The sequence below is a fragment of the Sphingomonas sp. SORGH_AS_0438 genome (assembly GCF_031453475.1).
GTDB lineage: Bacteria > Pseudomonadota > Alphaproteobacteria > Sphingomonadales > Sphingomonadaceae > Sphingomonas.
The window spans coordinates 1,300,889-1,324,378 of the sequence record NZ_JAVIZS010000001.1; the positions used below are offsets into that span (position 1 = coordinate 1,300,889).

The 23,490-nt window shown below is 62.2% G+C and carries 20 protein-coding genes and 1 tRNA gene; 11 read left to right on the forward strand and 10 right to left on the reverse strand.

What is annotated here, in order from left to right:
• Positions 1 to 33: 33 nt before the first annotated feature.
• Positions 34 to 1,794, reverse strand: coding sequence for a PAS domain S-box protein (locus QE452_RS06150; protein WP_309660267.1), 1,761 nt, complete (start codon positions 1,792 to 1,794; stop codon positions 34 to 36).
• Positions 1,795 to 1,958: 164 nt separating this feature from the next.
• Between QE452_RS06150 and QE452_RS06155 the strand changes: the two genes are divergently transcribed.
• From QE452_RS06155 to QE452_RS06170, 4 genes are all read left to right on the forward strand, one after another.
• Entirely contained in the window at positions 1,959 to 2,207 is a 249-nt protein-coding gene (locus tag QE452_RS06155) for a hypothetical protein (RefSeq protein WP_309660268.1), read from the forward strand.
• A 4-nt stretch (positions 2,208 to 2,211) separates the two neighbouring features.
• Entirely contained in the window at positions 2,212 to 2,850 is a 639-nt protein-coding gene (locus QE452_RS06160; protein ID WP_309660269.1) for an SOS response-associated peptidase family protein, read from the forward strand.
• Between the two features lie 139 nt (positions 2,851 to 2,989).
• Complete coding sequence (locus QE452_RS06165) at positions 2,990 to 3,340, forward strand: hypothetical protein (protein WP_309660270.1); 351 nt, start codon at positions 2,990 to 2,992, stop codon at positions 3,338 to 3,340.
• 1,399 nt (positions 3,341 to 4,739) lie between these two features.
• Positions 4,740 to 5,078 (forward strand): hypothetical protein, encoded by a 339-nt coding sequence (locus QE452_RS06170; RefSeq protein ID WP_309660271.1) that lies wholly within the window; start codon positions 4,740 to 4,742, stop codon positions 5,076 to 5,078.
• Between the two features lie 1,611 nt (positions 5,079 to 6,689).
• Here the strand turns inward: QE452_RS06170 and QE452_RS06175 are convergent.
• Both QE452_RS06175 and QE452_RS06180 read right to left on the reverse strand, forming a co-directional pair.
• The gene (locus QE452_RS06175; RefSeq protein ID WP_309660548.1) at positions 6,690 to 8,120 is read right to left on the reverse strand and encodes an IS1182 family transposase; all 1,431 of its coding nucleotides are present in this window, start codon (positions 8,118 to 8,120) and stop codon (positions 6,690 to 6,692) included.
• A gap of 93 nt (positions 8,121 to 8,213) precedes the next feature.
• Positions 8,214 to 9,155: a GlxA family transcriptional regulator gene (locus QE452_RS06180; RefSeq protein ID WP_309660538.1), complete on the reverse strand. Its 942-nt coding sequence runs from the start codon at positions 9,153 to 9,155 to the stop codon at positions 8,214 to 8,216.
• Positions 9,156 to 9,242: 87 nt separating this feature from the next.
• On the opposite strand from QE452_RS06180, the gene QE452_RS06185 reads away from it, so the two are divergent.
• Positions 9,243 to 9,824 (forward strand): cysteine hydrolase family protein, encoded by a 582-nt coding sequence (locus tag QE452_RS06185; protein WP_309660537.1) that lies wholly within the window; start codon positions 9,243 to 9,245, stop codon positions 9,822 to 9,824.
• A 1,521-nt stretch (positions 9,825 to 11,345) separates the two neighbouring features.
• Here QE452_RS06185 and QE452_RS06190 read toward each other — a convergent pair.
• Positions 11,346 to 12,188, reverse strand: a complete 843-nt coding sequence (locus tag QE452_RS06190) for a hypothetical protein (protein ID WP_309660536.1) — start codon at positions 12,186 to 12,188, stop codon at positions 11,346 to 11,348.
• A gap of 242 nt (positions 12,189 to 12,430) precedes the next feature.
• Between QE452_RS06190 and QE452_RS06195 the strand changes: the two genes are divergently transcribed.
• On the forward strand, positions 12,431 to 12,982 hold the full coding sequence (locus QE452_RS06195; protein WP_309660535.1) for a hypothetical protein: 552 nt from the start codon (positions 12,431 to 12,433) through the stop codon (positions 12,980 to 12,982).
• A gap of 584 nt (positions 12,983 to 13,566) precedes the next feature.
• Here QE452_RS06195 and QE452_RS06200 read toward each other — a convergent pair.
• The 3 genes from QE452_RS06200 to QE452_RS06210 form a co-directional block, all read right to left on the reverse strand.
• Positions 13,567 to 13,938, reverse strand: a complete 372-nt coding sequence (locus QE452_RS06200) for a hypothetical protein (protein ID WP_309660534.1) — start codon at positions 13,936 to 13,938, stop codon at positions 13,567 to 13,569.
• Positions 13,939 to 14,216: 278 nt separating this feature from the next.
• Complete coding sequence (locus tag QE452_RS06205) at positions 14,217 to 14,582, reverse strand: hypothetical protein (protein ID WP_309729583.1); 366 nt, start codon at positions 14,580 to 14,582, stop codon at positions 14,217 to 14,219.
• A gap of 583 nt (positions 14,583 to 15,165) precedes the next feature.
• On the reverse strand, positions 15,166 to 15,393 hold the full coding sequence (locus tag QE452_RS06210; RefSeq protein WP_309659081.1) for a hypothetical protein: 228 nt from the start codon (positions 15,391 to 15,393) through the stop codon (positions 15,166 to 15,168).
• Between the two features lie 400 nt (positions 15,394 to 15,793).
• On the opposite strand from QE452_RS06210, the gene QE452_RS06215 reads away from it, so the two are divergent.
• Positions 15,794 to 17,032 carry a phage integrase central domain-containing protein gene (locus tag QE452_RS06215; protein WP_309659080.1) on the forward strand — a complete coding sequence of 413 codons (1,239 nt, stop codon included), beginning with the start codon at positions 15,794 to 15,796 and terminating at the stop codon, positions 17,030 to 17,032.
• A 192-nt stretch (positions 17,033 to 17,224) separates the two neighbouring features.
• Here the strand turns inward: QE452_RS06215 and QE452_RS06220 are convergent, their stop codons facing one another.
• The 3 genes from QE452_RS06220 to QE452_RS06230 all read right to left on the reverse strand — a co-directional run bounded on the left by QE452_RS06220 (position 17,225) and on the right by QE452_RS06230 (position 19,550).
• Positions 17,225 to 18,004, reverse strand: coding sequence for a hypothetical protein (locus tag QE452_RS06220; RefSeq protein ID WP_125994994.1), 780 nt, complete (start codon positions 18,002 to 18,004; stop codon positions 17,225 to 17,227).
• Positions 18,005 to 18,023: 19 nt separating this feature from the next.
• Complete coding sequence (locus tag QE452_RS06225) at positions 18,024 to 19,283, reverse strand: phage integrase central domain-containing protein (protein WP_309659079.1); 1,260 nt, start codon at positions 19,281 to 19,283, stop codon at positions 18,024 to 18,026.
• 177 nt (positions 19,284 to 19,460) lie between these two features.
• Positions 19,461 to 19,550 (reverse strand) — tRNA-Ser (locus tag QE452_RS06230).
• 104 nt (positions 19,551 to 19,654) lie between these two features.
• Here QE452_RS06230 and QE452_RS06235 point away from each other — a divergent pair.
• Genes QE452_RS06235 through QE452_RS06250 form a run of 4 tightly spaced genes read left to right on the forward strand, consistent with a single transcriptional unit; the run spans position 19,655 to position 23,487 of the window.
• Positions 19,655 to 20,686 carry a lytic murein transglycosylase gene (locus QE452_RS06235; RefSeq protein ID WP_309729734.1) on the forward strand — a complete coding sequence of 344 codons (1,032 nt, stop codon included), beginning with the start codon at positions 19,655 to 19,657 and terminating at the stop codon, positions 20,684 to 20,686.
• The gene (locus QE452_RS06240; RefSeq protein ID WP_309729737.1) at positions 20,670 to 21,311 is read left to right on the forward strand and encodes a septal ring lytic transglycosylase RlpA family protein; all 642 of its coding nucleotides are present in this window, start codon (positions 20,670 to 20,672) and stop codon (positions 21,309 to 21,311) included. The genes QE452_RS06235 and QE452_RS06240 overlap by 17 nt, the downstream gene beginning before the upstream one ends.
• Positions 21,312 to 21,329: 18 nt before the next feature.
• Complete coding sequence (locus QE452_RS06245) at positions 21,330 to 22,502, forward strand: D-alanyl-D-alanine carboxypeptidase family protein (protein ID WP_309659076.1); 1,173 nt, start codon at positions 21,330 to 21,332, stop codon at positions 22,500 to 22,502.
• A 10-nt stretch (positions 22,503 to 22,512) separates the two neighbouring features.
• Positions 22,513 to 23,487, forward strand: a complete 975-nt coding sequence (locus QE452_RS06250) for an AAA family ATPase (protein WP_309659075.1) — start codon at positions 22,513 to 22,515, stop codon at positions 23,485 to 23,487.
• Positions 23,488 to 23,490: the final 3 nt, after the last annotated feature.

Below are 23,490 nucleotides of genomic sequence, written 5' to 3' on the forward strand. Positions count from 1 at the left end.
CCGTTGGGATGGAAGACCGCCCTTCGGGGCGAGTCATTTAGCGATCCTAATAGGCGAACCATGGTCGGTGGTGTCGCCGTCGCGAAGGCGCGCAATCTGAGTTCTGCTGTTTTCGAGTAGCACGTTGATTTCCGTGGTTGCGTCCCCAGCCTGCGCCGCGAGTTTGTGCACTTCCTCCGCCACCACCTTGAAGCCATTGCCTGCTTCTCCAGCCCGGCCCGCCTCCACGGCGGCGTTGAAGGCGAGGAGATTGGTCATTCTGGCGATCACATCGATTTTCCCGACGATGTTGGTGACGCCATCCAGCATTTGCCGCATTGCCACAGACGTCTCCTCGACCGTGTGACGCCGTGGCGTGATATCGACACCACACATCAGGATGCGGTCGATCCGACCTTCGAGGTTGATCATCGGCGAAAAAGTAGCGTCCAGCCACATGTCGTGGCCCTTGGAATCTGGCCATGCGACTTCGCATCGCACCACCTCGTTGCGAAGTACGCGCGCGATCTGGTCGCCGGACAGGATCTTCGCCAATGGCCGCATGGCGCGATCCGCGAGAAACGGGTTCAGCGCCTGGCATATGCCATCGCCATTCCATTCCGCCATGGCGGTGGAGGCACCGATCGCCTTGAGCTTCAGGTCGAATTGCAGCGACTGCATCTTGGTTTCGGTGATGTTGGCCTGGATCGAAATGAACTTCTCGATTTGCCCCTGTGCATCGCGGATCGGATTGATCGCCAGCGAAATCCAATAGGGCTCGCCGCGCTTGTTATAGTTCAAGATCTCATCGTAAAAGGCTTCGCCATTCGCCAGCTTGCTCCTGATCCGCGCGACGGTGTCCGGGTCGGTTGCAACGCCCTGCAGAATGCGGCCAGGCGACTTGCCCATCACCGCCGCATCCGTATAGCCTGTCAGGCGGCGAAAGCCTTCATTGACATAGATGATGCGCCGGTCGCGGTCCGTGATGACGACGGAGTTGTCGGTGCCGTCAGCGACCAGCGAAAGCAGGTTGAACTTCTGTTTTTCCTCGACGCGTTTCGTGATGTCGCTGGCATATTTCACCACCTTGAACGCTATGCCGTTCGGATCGAGGATCGGTGTGTAGGACGCCTGGAGCCAGATGGAACGACCCGATCGGTTCAGCCGGCAGAACTCACCGGATAGACACTCGCCGCGATTGAGCGCTTTCCAGAAATTGGCATAGCCAACGCTGTCCCGCTCGTCGGGTAGCATGAACATCCGGTGGTGCCGGCCGACCATTTCATGTTCGGCATAGTCCACCGCATCGCAGAATATCTTGTTCGCCGACGTGATGATGCCGTTCATATCAAAGGTGATCACTGCCTGCGTCAGACCGATCGCAGCCATTTGGCCTGCGTGATCGGCGCTTTTGAGCTTGGCGTTCGTGATGTCGGTGGCAAACTTGATGATCCTGAATGGAACACCATCCGCGTCGAGCAGGGGGTTGTAGACGCCCTGAATCCAGATCCGCTTGCCGGCCTTGCTGACGCGGGGAAACTCTGCCGAAAAGAATTCGCCCGCGCGCAGCCGCCCCCAGAAATCGGCATAGGACCGGCTGGCAGCCTCATGTGGGTCGACGAACATGCGGTGATGGCGCCCCACCACTTCGTCCAGACGATACCCCATAACCGAGAGAAAATTCTCGTTTGCGTCCAGGACGATGCCGTTCAAGTCAAATTCGATGACGGCCTGTGATCGCCGGATGGCGGCTCGCTCGGCGGCTTCGATCGAGAAATCGGGTGTTGGCGGATTAGCTTCGGTCTTGCTGAACATCCCAAACATCGCCGTTCTCCAACACATTTTGCGCATTGTAGGATCGTTTTCCAGGCTTGGGACGCGGCAGAGTGTTTGGATCAGCAATCGCTTGCGCGTCATGGATAGCCGGCGTGACAATGTTCCCACCTTGAACCCCATCACAAACGCCGGACTTTTCGCTGATGGCTGATTTCGACGACTCCTCCGACCCGGCGCTGGGCGCAGCATGCAACCGCCTGGCGGCCTGGGTCGAACCACTGCCCGAGGGGCGCGTGATCGATCCGGCCTCGGGGCTGACGGAGCGCGATCTGGCGCTGATCCTGCGGCATCTCCACGCGACCCGGCATTCCGCGTCGCCGGAGGGGCCGCCCGCCGCGCCCGAGACGCCGCCCTCCAGCCGCGCGTCCGTGCCGGTCACGGCGCGGCGCTGATCGCATGTGCAACCGCGCCCGGCTGGCCAGCGATCCCGAGACGCTGTTCGAACGCTTCGGGGCCGGCTGGGCGGACGGCGTGGTGCGGCCGAACCGCGATCCGGTCGAGCTGTTCCCCAAGAGCAAGGCCTTTGTCGTCCGCCAGGCGGGCGGAGCAAGGGTGGTCGACCTGATGCTGTGGGACGTGCTGGGCGGCGCGGCGTCATGGCCGATGACGAACGTGCGCAACCTGGGCCTGCCGCAATGGCGGCGGCTCGCCGCCGAGCCGCAGCACCGCTGCCTCGTGCCGCTGACCGAGTTTTGCGAGTGGACGTCGGACAAGCACCGGGTCGGCGACGGGCCGCCGATCAAGGGCGAGATGTGGTTCGCCGTGCCCGACCAGCCGGTGTTCGCGATCGCCGGCTTCTGGCAGCCGACCGCGAAGGGCATGGGCTTCGCGATGGTGACCTGCGACCCGAACGAACTGGTCGCGCCGATCCACCCCAAGGCGATGATCACGATCCTGCCCGAGGCGGACTGGGATCGGTGGCTGACCGGCAGCTATGAGGATGTGGTCGGCCTCCAGCGGCCCTATCCGGCGGAGCGGATGACGGTGCGCGGGCCGGTGTTCCCGACGCGCAAGGGTGGCCAGGCGGCGGGGTGATCCGCCAGCGGCTGGCGACCGGATCCTGCCACCCGTCCGCGCCTGTCATCCGCGTGTTCGTTTATCGTCACAGGGGCGGTGATAGCGTGGCGGTCGGATTGATGGGGCGGTGTGCGCCGCATCAATTGGGGGACGCCTTATGCTGATCCTTGCCGCTCTTCTCGCGACATCGGTCGCCGGACCGCCCAGCCGCCTGGATTTCCAGATGATGATCACGCCCGCTTATGGCGCCTTCGCGGACAGGGTGGATCGGGCCTGTCCGGTGCGTCAACTGCGCTATCTGCACCCCAGCGATCTCGATGCGCTCGAGGAAGATTTCCTGCCTATCTTGAGCGTGCACCAGCGTCGTCGCATCGCGCGTTTCGATAAGGGAACGCAGGGATGCCCCTTGGCTGGCCTATCCTGCCCAGCGCAGCATAGCTTGGCGGCGCTATCCGAGGCCGGGCTCCTGGATGCGTTTGTGGCCTTTGCCTGTCACGCTTCCATCTGATCGCTGGGGTGGGAGGGGGCTGTTCGTCGACGTCGGCGAATTACAGCTCGCAGTGCATTAGACGCCGGCCATCCGCCTTGCGTCCGACACCTCACCTCGCATTGTTGGGGGACGACGGGGGGTACGCCACGTCCCGGGGGGGCATCTCATAGGAGGGGAAATGCCGTGCGCGGCGGATGTTATCTCCGCCGCAGTGACGTCCGCTCACGCCCAAAACACGACTCACATGCCAAAATGTGCGCCTTCCAATTGCGGACATTACGCCCATTTAATAAGCAGCGGTGGTCAGCAGGTTGGGGTGGTCGGCATGAAGCGTTGGCGTAAGCTAAGCGGGAGGCAACGTTACCATCTTTTCCTGATCTGGTGTCTCCGCGTGTTCGGTGCATTTTTCGCAGCGGCGGCACCCCTCATCGCATTAAGCAACTTTATCGTCCCGCCCGACCGTAGAACGGGTGATCTTACCTTTATTGGGGTCATGGGCATCGGCTTCTGCATCGTGGGCTGCGCGATATACACGGGCGCGACCCGTATTCTCCGCTGGTATCGGCAAGGACTTGGGGCGTCATAGTCAAGCATCGGCTGGTTACCGGCTTTGATGACCGAAAGCCGCCAGTCCGCTCCCTCCCACTTCCAGCCATTTGCGCTGAAGCTCAAGAATGAGGGGTACGGCTGGGGTATAGCCGCCCCGGTTTAACCTGGCCTATGAGGGAATGAGGTGTGCGCAGCGGAGGAAATGTCCGCCTTCCATCTCAAACAATCGGGGCGGCAGGATAAAAGACAGCATTGCATACGTATCGTTCGCGTTTATCCTCAACCTCCCCAATGGAGTGGTGATGATGATTACAATGTTGCTCCTTATGATGGCTGCGGCTCCACCAACATCGGCACGTTCAACCCCTGATAGCGACAGCCAAGTATGTCGCGAACGGAGTTCGCCAGGATCTCGCATCCCCAAGCAGACATGCCGGACTGAAGCCGAGTGGCTCGCTTTCGACAATGAGAAGCGCCAGCGGGATCGATTCTGGGACGATCTACGCAACCGCGCCTACCCTGTTTCCAAGCATTGATTAGCAATGTAGCGTCGCCTGAGGTCAACAGCGGCCTTTTTGACGCTACAGCCGCACCCGTTCGACAGCATGAACACCAGCTTTAAACTTAGCCGTTACGTGCCCAATTAGAGGCCGATTTTTACGGGGTTTAATGCTTAGATACACCATACCCGTAGAGGCGCACCGTGGCAGCCACGCGGTTTTTGCGGCGGAGGGCTTCTCCGCCTCCTCAACCAATGACATTCGGATGCGGACCATTATTACATCCACTCTGGATGAAACCTGCTAAATTCATTGCTTAGCTATTGCGAGACTGGCATCTTTGGGAGGTGTTTCAGAGGGATCTCTACATGACAGTGCGTCTCCGAGCATTAGATGCCGCAGTAGTCGCCGTAGCGATCGCTGGCCTTATTCATGCTGAACACACCTTTTCTTCTGCTGATAACCAATTATTTGTAAGCGGTTCTCAGGAGGGGGTGGAGCACTTTGCTAGTCTACAGGAACAATCCCGACCCGAACTGGTAAATTTAATTAGTAAATCGCTTGGCGGGGGGCAGTCACAAGCTCAAATGAGCCTTCCCGCTACCTACCATGGAAGCGACGTGGTCAAAATCACGCAAGAGGCACGTGCTGCCGGCCTCAGCTACAAGTTCGTTGCTCATCGAAAGTCACTTACCGTGCATCTGTAAGGGTGTCAGCGCGAGTTTGATGAGCTAGCTCAGCAGGGTACCGTTGGGGTATGAAGAGCGCACGACCTCCGTACATGGGGATGAAGTAAGGCGGGTCGCGGCGGACGGTCCGTCCGCTGCATATCTCGTTTGCCAAAGCCCAAAGTACGGCGTCGGAGACGAGCCTGCCGCTCCCTAGATGCTACCGTCCCATCATTGTTGAAACGTCACCGCAATCTTTTGGCCAGAGCTACGGCTATAGTGGTGGGGATGCCGCCAATGATACATCCTACGGCGACCCATATAACAAGCATGACGAGCGTAATGGCAAATATGCCAAGTTCCTCCCATACAGCTATCCTCCACGGCTCCATGAAAAGAGCACTTAAGCCATAGGAAAGCAGGAATGGCCCTCGAAAACCAGGGCCATCTTTGGCCGCAATAGCGGCGCCAATCATCCAGCACGCCGTGATCAAGGCCGCAAGAGGAATCGAGATAAGGAAGGAAGCGTCCATCGGACGATGGTAATGGCGGCTTTGACAATCAGCCAGCCGCGAAGCTGACACTTTGCTGTTCGCATATTTAAGACAGCAGCATTCTCGACCCACACGGGGTACGGCCGGGGTACATCGGCTCCGATTAGGTCAGGGCCATGGAGGGGGATATCGTCCGCGGCGGAGGGGATGTCCGCCGCGTACCATGTCCGCTTGCGCGCAGACCCGGACGCTGAGACAGGCCGTCGCTCTTCCCGAAAGCGGCCATTCGTTCAGCCTGACCATTCCCGTTTCCCCATCATCGAAGGCCAATTTCGGGAAAGAGCAATCGGGAACAGATTTTGGGAAAGCCGATGCTTCGGTGGCCTCTCGGCGCGATTAGCGGGGCCACCATCCCGCAGTGGTTCGTTTGTGGGAAGCGAATGTAGCGGAGCCATGCTATGAACGATCCCACCATTGCCGGAGACCGTGGATCGTGATTTCACTGATAGCATTGATGCTCCTCAGTGCGGCACCTTCGAACACCGCGATGGCACCCGGCGTGACGGCCTTCGTAAAGGACCATCACCTTACTCGGTATAGCGTCGCACTGGTTGACCTGAATGGCGACAACCGCACGGAAGCATTGATCTACGCTATGTCCACGTCCGCCGGGGGACAGCAATCTGACCTCTGCGGGAGCGGAGGTTGCGACCTCTATGTCCTTTCCCTTACGCCAACCGGTTATCGACAAATTTCGGACATTTCTGTCACCCGTCCGCCGATCCGAGTCCTGCCAACGACCACCCGAGGATGGCGCGATTTGGGTGTCACTGTCGCGGGTGGCGGGGTCGTCAAAGGGTATGAAGCGAGGTTGCGATTTGATGGGCGAAGCTACCCGCCGAACCCTACCGTTCCACCAGCCCTCCGATCGAAAATAACGACTGGAAAGGTGGTGATCGCCAACGAACCTTCCCTGCCATAATTCCTGAAATTCGATCCAGGCCGTGTGAAAAGTTGCGGCCATGAGGCCGGTCGGGCCCCTTTTGGTTAGAGGGGCAGAGCCCCCTGATATGTTCGGGTTTGTCGCTGCACCGGCGTCAGAACGGCTTCGTGGGGAGGATATCAGGCGCTGCGCTGGCCCATATAGCAGCGTGGCTCAGGCTTGTACCGCCCGGATCAGCCCTTGTACGCCGACGAGGTTGATCGCCCGCCTGAGATTATAGGCGAGCGCCGTCAGGCTGAACTCGGCGCGGACCTTGTCGAGCCCACGCATCAGGAATGCGCCCTGGTTCATCCACTGTTTGATCGAGCCGAAGGGATGTTCGACCGTTTCGCGCCGGATGTTCAGGATCTCGGGCCGCGCGGCGAGGCGTATCGCCATGCGGTCGAGCACCGCCTCGCCCTCCCACCGCGTGATGCGGCGGAAGTTTCCGCGGGCACACTGCTGCTTGAGTTCGCAACCGTCACAGGCCCGCGGGTTTGAATATTGCACGATGGTGTGGCCACCCTGAAACCAGCGGTAGCGTGTGTCGAGACGCTGGTTGCCGGGGCAGTGGTAGCAGTCCGCGGCTTCATCGTAGCGGAACCGCTCCTTGGGAAAGCGGCCATCGCCGACCGCCGTGCCGCGCTGGGGGCGGGCGACATAGGCCGTGATGCCGGCCCGCTCGCACGCAGCGATGTCCTCGCCCATGTAGTACCCCATGTCGGCGACCACATCGATCTGCTCGACAGCGAGGACGTCCTTCGCCGCGACGGCTGTTTCAGCCAGAAAACCCAGATCGCTGCCGGCGTTGGTGACGTGCTGTTCGGCGATCAGCTTGTGCTTGGCATCCACCGCGACCTGCGCATTGTAGCCGACGCCGACCTTGGGATGTGCCGCCATCGCACGCGCATCGGGATCGGTGAGCGATATCTGGTTCTCGCCGCTGGCCTTCAACTGCTCCAGCATCGCCTCGCTGACCTGGCGCTGTTCGCGTACCCTGGCGATCTTCGCCGCTAGTGCCTCGCTCCGTCTGGTCGTGCAGGCTTCCTCGCCACGGTCGGCATCATCGAGCTGCGCGAGATACTTCTCCAACCGCTCGTCGGCGGATTTGATGTACTTGTCGAGTTTGGCTCTCGTGAAGTTGCGGGTCCGGCTGTTCACCGCCTTCAGCCGCGTGCCGTCCACCGCCAGCAGCTCGCGTCCGAACAGGTCGAGCTTGCGGCACAGCACCACGAGCGCGCGGAACACCGCCTTGAACGCAGAGCGGTTGTCGCGGCGGAAGTCGGCGATGGTCTTGAAGTCCGGCCGCAGCCCGCGCAGCAACCAGATCAGCTCGAGGTTGCGCGTCGCTTCCGCCTCGAGGCGCCGGCTCGACCGTACCCTGTTCAGGTAGCCGTAAAGGTACAGCTTGAGCATGTCGGCCGGATCATAGCCGGGACGTCCCGTCGTCTTGGGCCGCGACCGCTGGAACCCGGCACCGCCCAGATCGAGGTCGTCCACAAAGACGTCGATGAACCGCACCGGATTGTCCGCCGAAACATAATCCTCAACCGATGCCGGTAGCAGCAGCGCCTGGTCGCGCGCGTGACCCTCAATGTACGCCATGCCCGCAGCATACGCAGATCTGCGACCGGGCGGAATCGCAGGACGCGAGTTTTCGCACGGTCTGGATGGAGAAATGGGAAAGCGTCGGCCAATTCAGGTCGAGCGCATAATGCGTCGCATCGCCTGGGGAGGCTGCCCGTAGCGCGCGACAAACGCCCGCCTCATCCGCTCGGGATCGTTGAAGCCGACGGCGCGCGCGATCGTCTCCACCGGCTCCGATCCATCCTGTAGACGCAGATGGGCAGCCTCAACGCGCAGCCGCTCGATCGCTTTAGCCGGCGTTTCCCCCGTCTCCCTGCGGAACGCCCGGCCGAACTGGCGTGGGCTGAGCCTAGCCGCCTCGGCCAACCGCTTGAGCGGCAGCGGCTCCGACAGGTGCTCGCGCGCGAAGGCGAGCGCGAGCCGCATACGGTCGGACTCGGGTTCCATCTGCGACAAGGCAGAGAACTGAGATTGGCCGCCCGGTCGCCGGTGATAGACGACCAGCTCGCGTGATACCTGCCGCGCCAGCGCGACGCCGTGATCGGCCTCGATCAGCGCTAGCGCGAGATCTATGCCGGCGGTGACGCCCGCTGATGTCCATAGCGGACCATCGGCGACATGGATGCGGTCCGCCTCGACCGACACGGCCGGGAAACCGGCTTGCAGTTCGTGTGCGCGTGACCAGTGCGTCGTCGCTCGCCTGCCGTCCAGCAACCCCGCCCCGGCGAGCAGGAACGCGCCCGTGCAAATGCTGGCGATCCGGGTTGCGCGCTCGGCGAGTCGTTGCACCGTTGCGACTTCCTCCGGCAAGCGCACGGCGTTGATCGCGCCGCCAACCACCAACAGCGTGTCGAATGCGGCGTCATCGGCCACCATCGTTTCGATCCGCAAGCCCGCGCCGCTCGCCACCGACCCACCCGTTCGCGATAGGACCCGCCAACCATAAAGCTGCTGCCCCGCTGCAGTATTGGCGGCGTTGAAGGCGTCCAGCGGACCAGCGAGGTCAAGAAGCTGATGACAGGGTGGGACGTAGAAGCCGATGCGGTGCGTCATGACGCTTTTTAAGGGATCACCGTCCTTTGCGTTAGATGGGATAGCGCTAAAGTCGAACGATCGTTCCGCCCGTGAAGGACAAGACCGATGCTGCCGACTAACGCCACCCTGCTCGTGATCGACGTTCAACAGGGCTTCCTCGATCCGTCCTGGGGGCCGCGTAACAACCGGCAAGCGGAAGCCAACATCGCCCGGCTGATCGCCGCCTGGCGGCGCGAGCGCCGGCCCGTGCGCCACGTCTACCATTCGTCCCTCTCCGCTGCCGGCACCTTCTTCCAAGGCACACCGGGCTATGCCCCCAAGCCCGAAGCTGCGCCCGCTCCTGGCGAGCCGGTGCACGTGAAAGGGGTCAATAGCGCCTTCATCGGCACTAGCCTCGAACAGGAGTTGCGCCACACTGGCGTGGACACGCTGGTCGTAGTCGGCCTGACCACGAACCATTGCGTCTCCACCACGGTCCGCATGGCGGGCAATCTCGGATTCACTGTGTATCTAGTCGAAGACGCGACCGCGACGTTCGATCGGCTGGGCCTGGACGGGAAGATGCGGCCTGCGGCGGAGGTCCACGCGGCCGCACTTAGTGACTTGTCGGAGGAGTTTGCCACGATCGTCAACACCGATGAGGTGCTGCGGGAGTTGCCCGCCCCAGAGCCGCTGGTCACAACCTAGCGGCTTTCTTCCCGCAAACGAACCCGTGGTGGGAACGCGGACCTACCGACCGCGCTGACAGGCGTCCGAATCATACGTTTTCCCAAAATCTGTTCCCAATTGCTCTTTCCCGAAAAGGCGAGTTGGAGACGGAGAAACGGGAAAGATCGCGCTGAACGAATGGCCGTTTTCGGGAGCCGGGATCGCCAGCCTGCTCGACTGAGATTGGGCGTGGAACGGACGCGGCACGTGTCGGACACATCCTCCGCCGCGCTGCCTTTCCTCTCGTACAACAAGATTAATTGAAGCGAATATGCCCCACCGATACCCCAGCTAAGCCAGCGGCTTCCCGATGTCTGGTATTGGGAGATGACGGGCCCTCAAGCCCCGGTTAGCCGCATCTACCAAAGCATGTGGTCGGTAATCACGCCGAACCTGACGAGGAGACCCAACGTTGCGCTGATCAAGAGAAGGGTCAGGTAGACGGCGACGGCCCGCATCCGGCTCCGACGGTCTGTCTGGTAGCTCATAGTTGGTAACCTCGCAGCTGATGCTTCCGCCAAGATGGACGGTCCAGCCATTGTCCGCAATCAGGCGATTAATACGTATGGGATGCGCCGGACAAACCCTCCGCCCCGTCTGCTAATCACCCTCCTATGCCAAAGCGGAAGAGCGCAAATCTACCACTGTGATATCCCAGCGGGGGTTACGCCACGAGGTGGTCACCAGAGCGGCCACTTTCGGCTTCCACTTTATTCCCGCCCGAACAGGTTGCTGTCGCCTGTCATTCGACAGGCCGCTCGCGAAGCCACCCACGAGCTTTCCCCATTAAAAGGTTCAGCACCAGGGCGATGTCCACTGCGATCGCGAGCGCAGCGGTGAACATCATCCATTTCGACGCGCCGTCGTAGGGGCAATGAGCATTCGCTCCAATGCAACTGATGCCACTGGTAAAATCTGCCCGAAGTATGATGATCGCTATCGGAACGGCTATGACCCCAGACAGGACATATCCGAGGATAGCGGGTGGGGCTTTTGGCGGCATTGCTTTCTCCTGTGAGGCGATGCCGAAGCCTTCAACCTGAAAAAGCTGAAAACTGGTATGAGCCGTGAGTGTGACCGGACCAGCCGATCTGAGACCGTCAGCCAGCGTTCGAGTAGAGGAGAAGGGGAGGCACCCTCCGCCGCGTCTGCTACTCCCCCTCCCACACCAAGGAAGGAAAACGCAAATCTACCCCCTGTAATACCCCGTCTGGACTAGCGCCACGAGCTGGTCACTAGGTTGACCAAATTCGTTCTCTATTTAATTTCCGACCTAGCAAATTACTGTCGCCCGTGGATCGACAGGCTGATCGATAAGCCATCCGTGACCTTTTCCCATTACAAAATTGAGCACTAAGACAATACTTATTTCAAGCGCGAGCACAGCAGTGGGCATCATAAATTTATATCGTTATTATAATAACAATTTTTACACATCTATTGAATGGTATTTGTAGATAGCCTCTTAATAACTACATCAATGCAAAAAAGCGGTTACAGTTAACGCCTCTTTTTGAAATCATCAACTAGGGATGGAAAATTTGTCCGTGTTATCGGTTTGATTTCGCCAGTGTTGTAATCAAAATTTTGCAAAAAATTTTGGAAAAATATTGCTGCGTGCGAGTCTAATTCTACTACTGGCGGCCATGCCCGATTACGCTCCGTAGGCGGATGTAGCCTTATTTGTGCAGGCCACCCAGTATCTTCTTCTTTTGGGGGGCAAGTCCGTATCATTAGTGCGTGAATTAACATCGGTCCAAATCGATATGTAAAATTAACCCCGGATGGGGCTTCCCAAGCAAATCCTTTTGGACCTCTAATAATCATTGTCTGTCGACGATAGTAGTCAACCCCTGGCCGGGGTCCCCTTAGCCTAAAAAGGTCGATAAAAAGGCTGGATGGTATTTTTTTGTAATCGTAAAATGCTCTGCATTCATCCGGATGAAACACAGCATCTTCAATGATAGACTGGTCAGCTACCATGATTTTCATGGTTATATAGTTTGCTAAAGCCGCTCGATCGGCAACGGTTAGACTTTTATTCTTACCTTGCAAAATGGGCTCGATAATAGGCCTAATATGCTCCTCTTCCTGGCTCATCCAGCCGTTGTTGCATCCCTCGCAAACGGCGGGAATCGTGATTACACCGATGCCGCCTTGGTTGGTCCTGTCGCGTACAAGAATTTCGTCGTCAGAGTTTATTTCTCCCCTCAACAGCATGCGATTGTGTTCGGTATCTTGGGGAAGGTATTGACTTGCCCATTGGGGCCAAAAATGCTCGTGGCTTAACGGTCTGCCGCCGCAGAAAATGCAGGCATCTGGCACTTTTTTCATTTTTGCCATCAGTCGTGCTCCATCAATGCTCAGCAACTGAATGGTGCGATATTACGCTGTCGTGACACGAGTCTAGTTTGATGTGATAATAAAGAATGGGGGCGGACATCCCCTCCGCCGCGCGGAGCATCTCCCTTCGCCGAGATGGCGCTGATGACGGTCAATCTACCCCAGCCGTACCCCAGTCACGGGCGCTTGATCGGGCCGGCAGCGAAGTGGCCAAGGGCGGCCACGATCATTATGCGTCTCGCATGATGAACGACCAACCGATGATTTCGCAATTTCTCCGAGACTGGGAGCATCATCGGTCGGGCTGTCTGCCCCTCGGCTGGGCGCTTCGTGAGCGCGGCGACACGCCGTGGGTGCGATTCCATGCATTGCCGGGATCCAAGCGATATGCAGAGAACCCCGTCGAGCGTCGGACGATCCTGACCCGAGCGAACGGCTTAGGTGACCGGCTGCTCGGTCCAGGTCAGCTCTGCTGGATCATCGAAGCGCACGCGGATGACAAGCCGGGTTCAGGCGAACTCGCTCCGATTGAAGCAGAGCCTGACGATCCCGGCGAGCCCGTGTGGCGTTTCTATGTCCGTCGTGACCGATGGCAGGCCGGCGCCTTTGATGACAAGTTGCTTTCGATCGCCGCTGATGAGGCCGGCCGCGCTGTCTGGATGAGGTGCGATAATGGAGCGATATTCGCCCCCTACGATGGCGGCTTCGACCTTTTCCCGCCGACGATTCGCATCGTGAACGAACTGAAGGCTGAGCACTCAGAATGGCTTTCGGAGCACCCAACCGGGCTTTGACCAAAGGCTCGTCGATCACCTTTGCACAGCATCGGTGCAAAAAGAACACGGCGGACGGACCGTCCGCCGCGCTAGACAAGCCTCCTCGTAACGAGCGCCAGTTTCGTCTCGATATACCCCGATGGTACCCCTCAATCGAACCGGCTTAAAGTGACACACTAGCGAATGTCAGATAGCCATATCCTTCGCCGATTCTTCCATAAAAATGCGGGATAGAGAGCGGTGGCTATAATCCAACCCCACCACCACTCGGTTCGGAACTGGTCTACACAGCGCTGCCCAGGACAGTGCGTTGTAGCTACACCTACAAAATATATTACCATCAGGAAAACGACGAAATAGCAAATCGTCGCGGCCGCCCAATTCCTTTTACTGAAGCGATGATGGGCCATGTGAGAAAACTACCATAGTTTGATTGTCTGTGAAGCGGTAGTTGCATGGCGTGTGCGGCGGAGAAGCCCTCCGCCGTGCCCAAGCTACACCCCCTTAAAGCGTTAGCCGTTTATGGATGGCGTAACCCCGCTCATACCCCGACTTGGACAACCAGGTGGTAGCGTTCGCGGTGGATGGGAAGGAAGCGTTCGTTAGCGCTGCGCATTAGGTGCGTTAACGCCTGGGCGAGGTACCCAGATCGTACATGACAATCCGCCACTTGCCGCTTGGCCATCAGGCATTTTGACGCGCTTGAAGCAACCACCGAGAGGAAACTCGCGGCCAAGCCATCTACCTTGAGGCGTATCCTGCTCGTAGGAAGAAAGTCTCTCGGTCTCGAGAAAATCCCAAAGCTGCTTGGCCGCATCACCAGCGCAGATGTACTTGTGGCTCTCATCTGTGTCTGTCACATCACCTGCCGCAATCGCGGATGTCAGACATTCCTCTATCATTCCCGGCACCTTCTCCGGAAAGGCAGGCTTGTCGGCGCTAGCGAGGAGAAGGGCAACGGAGAGGATCAACATGGCCCATAGAGCTTATCCGAACCCAACCTTGTGCGGCAATATGCAACATGGGCACGCTCCCGACCGATTGTAGATCGTTCGCGCTTGAGTAACCGGTGACATGGCGCGGGGCGGACATTTCCTCCGCTGCGCACACCCTATTCCCTCATAGGCTAGGCTTAAACCGGGGCGGCTATACCCCAGCCGTACCCCTCATTCTTGAGCTTCAGCGCAAATGGCTGGAAATGGGAGGGAAGCGGACGGTCTGCATTCGAGCAGGAAATGGCGAGGGCTGCCGTTCAGCCCAGCATCGCAAGCGCCTCGATCGTCTCATCCTGCGTCGGTGCTCTGCTGTTATCTTCGACGAAATAAACAGCGTCTCGCACGGCACCGTCCGCGAAATAGAAATTGTCGCTCATGATAAGGCAGTCCGCGACGTAGTTTGCGAGATCGAACGGCAACCGCCCCTCAACTATGGCGGCGAGGAGCCGTCGCGCACCCTCTCTGGTCACCTCGATAGCTGGGCCATCCGTAATGATGATGTAGCCACTCTCACCCGCTCGAAAGGCCACATTGCAAGCGTTCACTTCAGTCGTAATCTGATCGATCAACGCCTCCGGCGAAAGAGCACCAGCCAGAAAATCAGCGAGGTGTGCATGCTCCATTGGGATAGGATGCATCGCTGAACGAGGGTCCGCAATCAGGAACGGCTTTTGGCTGCGGGAATGACTAAGTCTGGGCGTGAGCGGACCGCAGGTATGCCCGCTCCTGCTCAGCGTACATCGGCCTGAGAAAAGATTGGAAATGCCTCACTGCGGCAGAGTGTATCTCCGCCGCCTCTCACTCATATTTGCCTCGTTTGGAGCGGATTTTCGAAGAATTTGCCATTTCCATCGCCGCAGCGTCTGCTTCAGCCTTGGTAGCGAATAGGATCGCAAGCCACTGCTTTTCGCTAGCGGAGTAAAGCCCCCAGGAGTCGGGTCGTGAGGGATCGGCATATCGGTGTGCTTCATATCCGTGACTATGAGGCATAAAATCGCTCCAACAGCGCTCAGCTATATAGCCTCACAGGTACGTCCCTCGGAGCAGGGCGGATGCAGAGAACTGGCGAATGCCAGCATTCGTGCTTTCGGGCATAGACGGACGTGGGGTATCGCCGACGCTATTCGGGGTACATCGGTCGGGGGGACAGCACAGAATTGCGATGCTGCGGCGGAGGGTATCTCAGCCGCGGTAATAGCGTCAAAGTTATCGGGCGTTTACAGCGGTAGCCACGGTCGTATGGGACATGCGTGCCCGACGACGCTCAAGTTCTTGCCACTTGGAAACCGGTCCGCGGTTCTTGGCGACTGCAATCTGTTCCTGCGTGCGCTTCTTTTCCAAGACGCCTAAGCCGACGGAGCCACCCAACGCGATCGCTGCGCAGCCTATCGTCATGACTCCCATGATGCGGCGCTCTTTGCTGGTTCCGCTCATCACCATCTCCTTGCCGCTGAAACGCGAGCCTGCAGGTTACTGCGCATCGTTCGGGAACAGTCGATCCCGCGCGACACTCACAATCGGCTTCATTGTTGGTGACGCAACCCACGTAGGACGCTTTGGTTCAGCCGCGTCGCTGCATGTGTACATTCGTGCTTTCGGGCGGAAAACGTCGTGGGATCACCCACCGCGCCCGGTGCCATTTCGTGCTTTCGAGTAGGAATTCGTCGGTGGGCGGCGCCACCCACCGACGATGAAAGGGGCCGGTAAGGCGGCCCTATAACCGCCGGCCTGGGGCCTCGCGAGCGGACCAGAACGTGTCTCGGCTCCAGCGCTCCGCTGGGTATGCCGCCAGCCTAGCGCGCCACGATCGGTGCGCCAATCCCATGAGGTATCGATGCTGACCATCGCGGCCGTGAAGGCAGCGCGGACGAAGCCGCGCGCCTACAAGATCTATGACGAGCGCGGACTGTTCCTGTTCGTCAGCCCGACCGGTCTCAAATCCTATCGACTGCGCTTCCGCTTCGGCGGCAAGGAACAGCTCCTCGTCATCGGCAGCCATCCCGAGGTGACGCTGGACCAGGCGCGCGATCGGCGCGATGCGGCGCAGGAGCTGATCGCGCGTGGCGAGGACCCGCGCGCGGCCGATCGCACGTCGGCTGGCGCCCGGACCTTCGAGCAGGCGGCGCGCGCCTGGCACGCGCTGCGCGTGCCGGACTGGACGCCGATCCATGCCGGCGACGTGATGGTGAGCCTGGAGCGCGACGCCTTCCCGGCGATCGGCGCGCTGCCGCTCGGCGAGGTGACGCGGCCGCAGGTGCTGGCGCTGCTTCGCGCGATCGAGGCGCGCGGCGCGAAGGAAACCGCCCGCCGCATCCAGCAGCGGATCTCCTGTGTCTTCAAGCTGGCGATGTCCGAGGGCTGGTGCGACATCAACCCGGCCGGTGAGGTGACGGAGGGCCTCGCCAAGGCGCGCGCGGGCGGCCGCCACCCGGCGATCGTCGACGCGGCCGAGCTGCGCGACCTGCTGGCGGCCGTCGACGCGCTACGCGCCGCGCCCGTCGTCGTGCTGGCGTCGCGGTTCCTGGCGCTGACCGCCGTCCGCCTCGGATCGCTGCGCGGCGCGCGCTGGGACGAGATCGAGGATCTCGACGGCGCCGAGCGGGTCTGGCGCGTGCCGGCGGCGCGGATGAAGCTCTCGGCCGAGAAGAAGCTCGACCCGGCGAACGATCATGTCGTCCCGCTGTCGCCGGCGGCCGTCGCAGTGCTGCGGCGCGTTCGTGCTATCGCGGACGCTTCGCCGCTGATCTTTCCGGCCGGCGGCGGCACCGCGACGATCGCCGAGCGCGCGATCGGCGACCTGTACCACCGCGCCGGCTATGCCGGCCGGCACGTACCGCATGGCTGGCGGGCGAGCTTCTCGACGATCCTGAACGAGGCGATGCCGGACCAGCGCGGCACGATCGACCGGGCGCTGGGCCATGCCGGCGGCGGCAAGGAGGCGGCCGAGCTGAAGATCAATGTCGCGGTCGAGGGCGCGTACAATCGCTCGGTGCATCTCGCGCCCCGGCGCGCGCTGTTCGACGCCTGGGCCGCGATCCTGATCGACGGGCCCGCCGGCGGAACGTCGAAATAAGACGACGGATTTCTCCGCCAATCCCCCCTAGGCAGCCCGGGGTGGCGCAAGCCGCCACGCACCGACAGCCGGGTCTTGGCGGTCGGGTGAGGGGGGTGCGCCATTTCGGCGTGGGGGGATTTCAAACTGTCCGAGCGAAGCTCGCTTCCTTATCTCCTTAAACCTTGGAACCCATCGGGCTTCGACAAAATGTCACCCCGGTGGGGCTTTCGAGGCGAGGCGGGTGGCGAAGGCGATGGCTGCCGCTTCGCGGGTCGCATAATCCTCCGGCGGCTTGACCTGGGCGGCCGCGATGGCGGCCATGCAGCGCGCCCATCCGACCGGATTGAGCAGGGCAGGGATGCGACATTTGGGCCTGGCGCGCTTGACCAGCGGTGTGCGACTGGGCGGCTTGCCTCGGCTCTCCTCACGCGTTTCGCGGGCGTAGCGTTCGCGCTTCAGCCGGCCGAGCGTCTGATCATAGATCTCACGGAGCCACGGCGCCCGCCGTGCCAGATCGTCCGGCGAGAAATAGTAGAGGTCACTGATCTGGATATCCTGGTCGACGCCCGGCGCCGTCGCCAACCCGGTCTTCATCGATCGGTGGACATAGGTGATGATGCCCAGCTCGGCGAACCGCTTCTTAAGGCGCTGCCAATGGCGCGGGTTGCAGCCCACCCGTTCAGCGATCTGGCTGTTGGCCAAGTCGTTCGTGCCCGAGAAATGGTCGAAGCCGTGCTTCGGGTCGAACAGCACCTTCAGCGCCGCAACACCAGCGCGGCCGAACAGACCCTGGCTGTACTGGACCGCGTTCGCGGTCGCAACTTGCACCTCGTCGATCATCAACAACAACGCCTTGATCGCCAGACGCGCACTTTCCAGCGTCCCGTCGCCACCAAGCGGCGCGTGGATCGCACCTTCGCGGCTGTCGATGTCGTAGGTGTGCCGGCGAACGCGGCTCAGGCCGCGTGGGCGAGGGGAGCGCGCGGTCATGCCGCTGCTCCCCCACCGCTCAGATGCGACGCGGCCCGGTCAACAGTTCCGCTGGGTCGACCAGGCCTTGGGTGAGCAGGTCCGCCCACTCCTGCGCCAATTGGCGACGCCGAGGCATGTAAGCCGCCCGGTTGTACGCTGCCTCGACGCCCTCCGGTATGTGCGCCAGCATCAGGTCGATGATGGCGCGGTCGCCGACCCGATCCGCCACTGCGGCACGCTCGTTCATCACGGTCGAGAAGGTCGAACGCCAGCCATGAGGAACGTGCACGCCCGCAAAGCCCGCATCGCGATAGGCTTTGCTGATCGTGCTGTCGCTGATCGGCCGGCGTGGATGCCGTACGCTGCGGAAGATCAGCGGTGCTTTGCCCGAGAACGCCATCGCGACCTTCACCGTCGCGACGGCTTGCAGGGAAAGGGGAACGACAAAGGCGAAGTCTTGATCGCGCTTTCGCTCGACTGCGAGCTTCATCTTGCCGGCCGGGATGCGCCAGATCGGGTTGGCGCCGTCCAGATCCTCGAACTCTTCCGCCGCCGCCAGCCTCAGAACCGCAGAGCGAACTGCGGTAAGCGCCAACAGACGCGAGCCGAGCTTCGTCAGCGGGTGCGCCGGTTGGGCCTCGACTTTCAGCAAAACGTCGCGCGCGGCTTCGATACTGCGCACCGCCGGGAACTTGCCCTTCGCAACCTTGCCCAGCGCCCGGCCGGCGACCGCCGCCGGATCGATGGTCGCAATGCCGCTGCCGATCGCGCGCGCGAAAATTTCCGAGAGGCGTTGTCGCGTCCGATGTGCCGTCTCGATCGCACCTCGCCCCTCGATCGGTCGTAGGACTTCCAACACCATCGGCGTCGTGATCGAATCGATCGGGAGCGGGCCGAGGTGAGGGAAAACGTCCTTTTCCAAGCTGCTCTTCACCAAGGCAGCGTGACGTTGCGACCAGACGGGTGCCTGACTTTCCATCCATTCGACCGCGACCATCCGGAAGGATGCGCCCGCCAGCGCTGTCGCCGCAGCCTTGCGTTGCCGCTTTTCCAAGGCTGGATCTTGCCCGTTGTGCAGGACACGAGCCGCGATCGCGCGCTTCTCGCGCGCCTCCGCGACGCTGACTCCCGGATACAGGCCAAACGTCAGCCTCTTTTCCTTTCCGCCGATTCGGTATTTCCAGCGCCAGGATTTCGATCCGCTCGGCAGTACCTCCAGATAGAGGCCATGACCGTCGCGTAGCTTGTACGGCTTCTCCTCCGCCTTCGCGCGGCGGCACGCCAAATCGGTCAGCATCTGGAATCCTCCAGACCACCGATGCCCCCAACCCCCATTTACGATGCCCCCAAAATGCCCCCAGATCGTGCGCGCTGCACCGGGATATGGTGGGACAATGTGGGTTAATCAGCAACCCGGAAAACGGCAGATTTAAGCCGTTTTCGAGCCGTCTTGAGAGATTTTGAAATGACGCCTTGGCGGAAGAGGTGGGATTCGAACCCACGGAACGGTTGCCCGTTCGCCGGTTTTCAAGACCGGTGCCTTAAACCGCTCGGCCACTCTTCCGCGCCACGGCTGCTGACGCCTCGATAGCGTGCGCGGCCGTCCGTGCAACCCCGGCGATGACCGGAGCTTGCCCCTTTGCCCCCTTTGCGGCGACAAGCGCCGGCATGTGGGGGAAGATTTTCACGCTCGCCATGCTGGGTCTCGGCCTTGCCGTCGATCCGGCCAGTGCCCAGGATGCAGCCGGCAACGATGCGTTCCAGGCCTATCTGGCGCAGGTTCGCACCCGCGCGATCGCGGAGGGCGTGCGGCCCGACACCGCGACGCGCGAACTGGCGGGGCTGACCGTCAATCCACGCGTCATCGAACTGGATCGGGGGCAGCCGGGCAATCCGGGCAATACCAGCATCTCACCTTTCGCGCCCTACCGGATCGAGCATGTGGATGCGCAGCGCATCGGTCGCGGCCGCAGCGTCTATCAGGCGCAGCGCGCGCGGCTCCAGGCGATCGAACGCGACACCGGCGTGCCGGAGGCGATCATGGTCGCCATCTGGGGGCATGAGACGAATTACGGCAGCTATACCGGCAATTTCGACCTGATCCGCTCGCTCGCCTCACTCGCCTATGAGGGCCGTCGGCGCAGCCTGTTCGAGCCGGAACTGATCGCGGCGCTGAAGATGATCGACAAGGGGGTGACGCGGGCACAGCTCAAGGGAAGCTGGGCGGGGGCGACCGGCAACCCCCAGTTCCTGCCGTCCATCTATCTGCGTCTGGCGCGGGACGGCGACGGCGATGGCCGTGCGGATATCTGGAACAGCCAAGCGGACACGCTCGCCTCCATCGCCAATTATTTCGCCAATGCCGGATGGCGAGCGGGCCAGCCCTGGGGCGTGGCGGTGGGCGTGCCGGCCGGCTTCGACCGCAGCACGATCGCCAACCGGCTGGTGTCGCCGCGCTGCCCCCGCGTCTTCCAGCGGCATAGCGCCTGGCACAGCATGGCGGAGTGGCGCGCGCTGGGCCTGACGCCGATGGGGCGCGCCTGGCCCGCCGACGATGTGCAGGCGACGCTGATCGAGCCGGATGGACCGGGTAACACCGCCTATCTGCTGACCGGCAACTATCGCGTCATCCTCGATTACAACTGCTCCAACTTCTACGCCCTGTCGGTGGGATTGCTGGCCGATGCGGTGGCGGGCTGACGCGGCGGCGCTCGCCGCGCTCCTGGCGCTGTTGGGCTGCGGCGGTCGGTATGCGAAGACGGGACTGGCGAGCTGGTATGGCGAGGAGCTGGCGGGCCGCCCCACCGCCAGTGGCGAGCGGTTCGACCCGGCCGGCTTCACCGCCGCGCACCGTCGACTGCCGCTCGGCAGCCTGGCGCAGGTCACCGACCTGTCGACCGGCCGATCGATCCTGGTCCGGATCAACGATCGCGGGCCGTATCGTCACGGCCGGCTGATCGATCTGTCGCGCGGCTCGGCGCAATTGCTCGGCACCGACCGTCGCGCCGTGGCGAAGGTACGGGTGCGCGCGGTTTCCCGGGGGAAACCGGGCACGGTCCTCTTCCAGGGTCGTGGCGGAACCCCCGCCACCGCGCCGGTGGTCGCGCCGGGCCCGACCACAGGCCATTATCTGGTCCAGGTCGCCACCTTCGCCAGCCACGAACGGGCCATGGCGCTTGCCGCGCAGATCGCCGGGGTGGTGGTGCCGGCCGGCGCGCTGTGGCGCGTGCAGCAGGGACCGTTCGATTTCGCGGACGCGCAGCAAGCGCGTGACGCCGCCGCCGCGCGCGGCTATGCCGATGCCCATCTTCTCGCCACCGACTGAATGACGGACCCAAAATTCATGAAGACCCTGTTCGGACCGCTCGCCGCCCCGCTCGCCATCGTCGCGCTGGCGGTGCCCTCGACCGCCGCGGCGCCGCAGTTCGATACGCCGGCCCCGATCGCCTTCCTGCAGGACCTGTCGACCGGCGCGGTGCTGTTCGCGCGCGATGCGGACCGGCGGATGCCGCCCGCCTCGATGGCAAAGATGATGACCGTCTATGTCGCCTTCGACCTGATCAAGCGCGGCGATCTGAAGCTGAACGACATGGTCACCGTGCAGCCGGAGACGTGGAAGAAGTGGCACGGTCCTACCGCCGGATCGACCATGTTCCTGTCGCCGGGCGAGCAGGTAAGCGTCGCCAACCTGCTCTACGGCATCGTCACGCTGTCGGGTAACGACGCCTGCGTCGTGCTCGCCGAGCATATCGCCGGGACGGAACCCTCCTTCACCGAGCGGATGAACCGCGACGCGCAGAAAATTGGCCTGAAGAACAGTCACTTCGGCACATCGAACGGCTGGCCGGACGGCGGCGTCACCTATGTCACCGCGCGTGACCTGGCGACGCTGGCCGAGGCGACGATCACCAATTTTCCGCAGCTCTACAAGCAGTTCTACAGCCGCCGCGACTTCACCTGGGGCAAGACCATGGGCGGCAGCGAAATCACTCAGGCGAATCGCGATCCCTTGCTGGGCCGCGTCGCCGGGGCGGACGGGTTGAAGACCGGCCATACCGAGGAGGCGGGCTATGGCTTCACCGGTTCGGCCGAGCAGAATGGCCGCCGGCTGGTCATGGTCATGGCGGGCCTCGGCAGTGCCGGTCAGCGGGTCGAGGAATCGGTCAAGTTCATGAACTGGGGCTTCCGCGCCTGGCAGGCCAAACCGATCGCCGCCAAGGGCAAGCAGGTCGGCTCCGCGCAGGTGCAGCTGGGCGATGCGACCACGGTGGGGCTGGTCGCGGGCGATACGCTGAAGGTGACGTTGCCCGGCGGGATGGCGCCCGAGTTGGCGGCGAAGATCGTCTATCAGGGACCGGTCAAGGCGCCGATCAAGGCGGGGCAGCATATCGCCGACCTGGTCATCACCGCGCCCGACATGCCGGAACAGCATCTGCCGCTGGTCGCCGCCAGCGACGTGGGCGAGGCGGGTTTCTTCCGCCGCGCGTGGAACGGGCTGATGTCCTTCTTCGCGTGATCGCGAGCGCATGACGATCCGGGGGCATGACGCGGCCAGGACGGCGTTCCTGGCGGCCCTGGACAGCGGCATCCTCCATCATGCCTGGCTGCTCGCCGGGCCCGAGGGGGTCGGCAAGGCCGGCTTCGCGCGCGAGGCGGCCTGGCGGATGCTGGCGCTCGGCGCGGGCGAGCAGTTGCCGCCCGGACTGGCGGTGGGCGAGGGGAGCCGGACGCGGGCCCTGGCGGAGGCGGGGGCGCATCCCGATTTCCGCATCCTGCGCCGCCTGCCCAAGGATGCGGACAAGCCGGACTCGGACCTGGCCCGATCGATCACCATCGCCCAGGTCCGCACGCTCCAGCCGATGTTCGCGACGATGCCGGCGCTGTCGCCGCGTCGCGTGGTCATCATCGATTCGATCGACGATCTGGAGCGGAGCGCGGCCAATGCGCTGCTCAAGAACCTCGAGGAGCCACCCGCCGGCACCATCTTCCTGCTGGTCAGCCATGCGCCGGGCAAGCTGCTGCCGACGATTCGGTCGCGCTGTCGCCTGTTGCGGTTCGAACGACTGGACGATGGCCTGACCGGGACGGTGCTGCGCGACCTGCTGCCCGAAGCGGACGAAGGTGAGATTGCGGTCCTGGTCGCGGCGGCGGATGGCGCGCCGGGGCGGGGGCTGCGCTTCGCCGGGCTCGACCTGGCCAAGGTCGATGCGGCGATCGCGGCGATCGCGGCGGATGGCGATCCCGACAATATGCGCCGCGCGGCACTGGCCAAGCAGCTTGCGGGCAAGGCCGCGCAGGAACGCTATGAGGCGTTCCTCGACCGCGCGCCGAGTTTCATCGCGCACCAGGCCCGCACGCGGCAGGGCGCGGCGCTGAAGACCGCGCTCGACGCCCATGCCGCCGCGCGCGACCTGGCCGGGGCGGCGCGGGGCCTGTCGCTCGACGCGTCGGGCACGATCTTCGAAATGGCCGGACTTGTCGCGCGGCTCCACGCCGCGTAACCG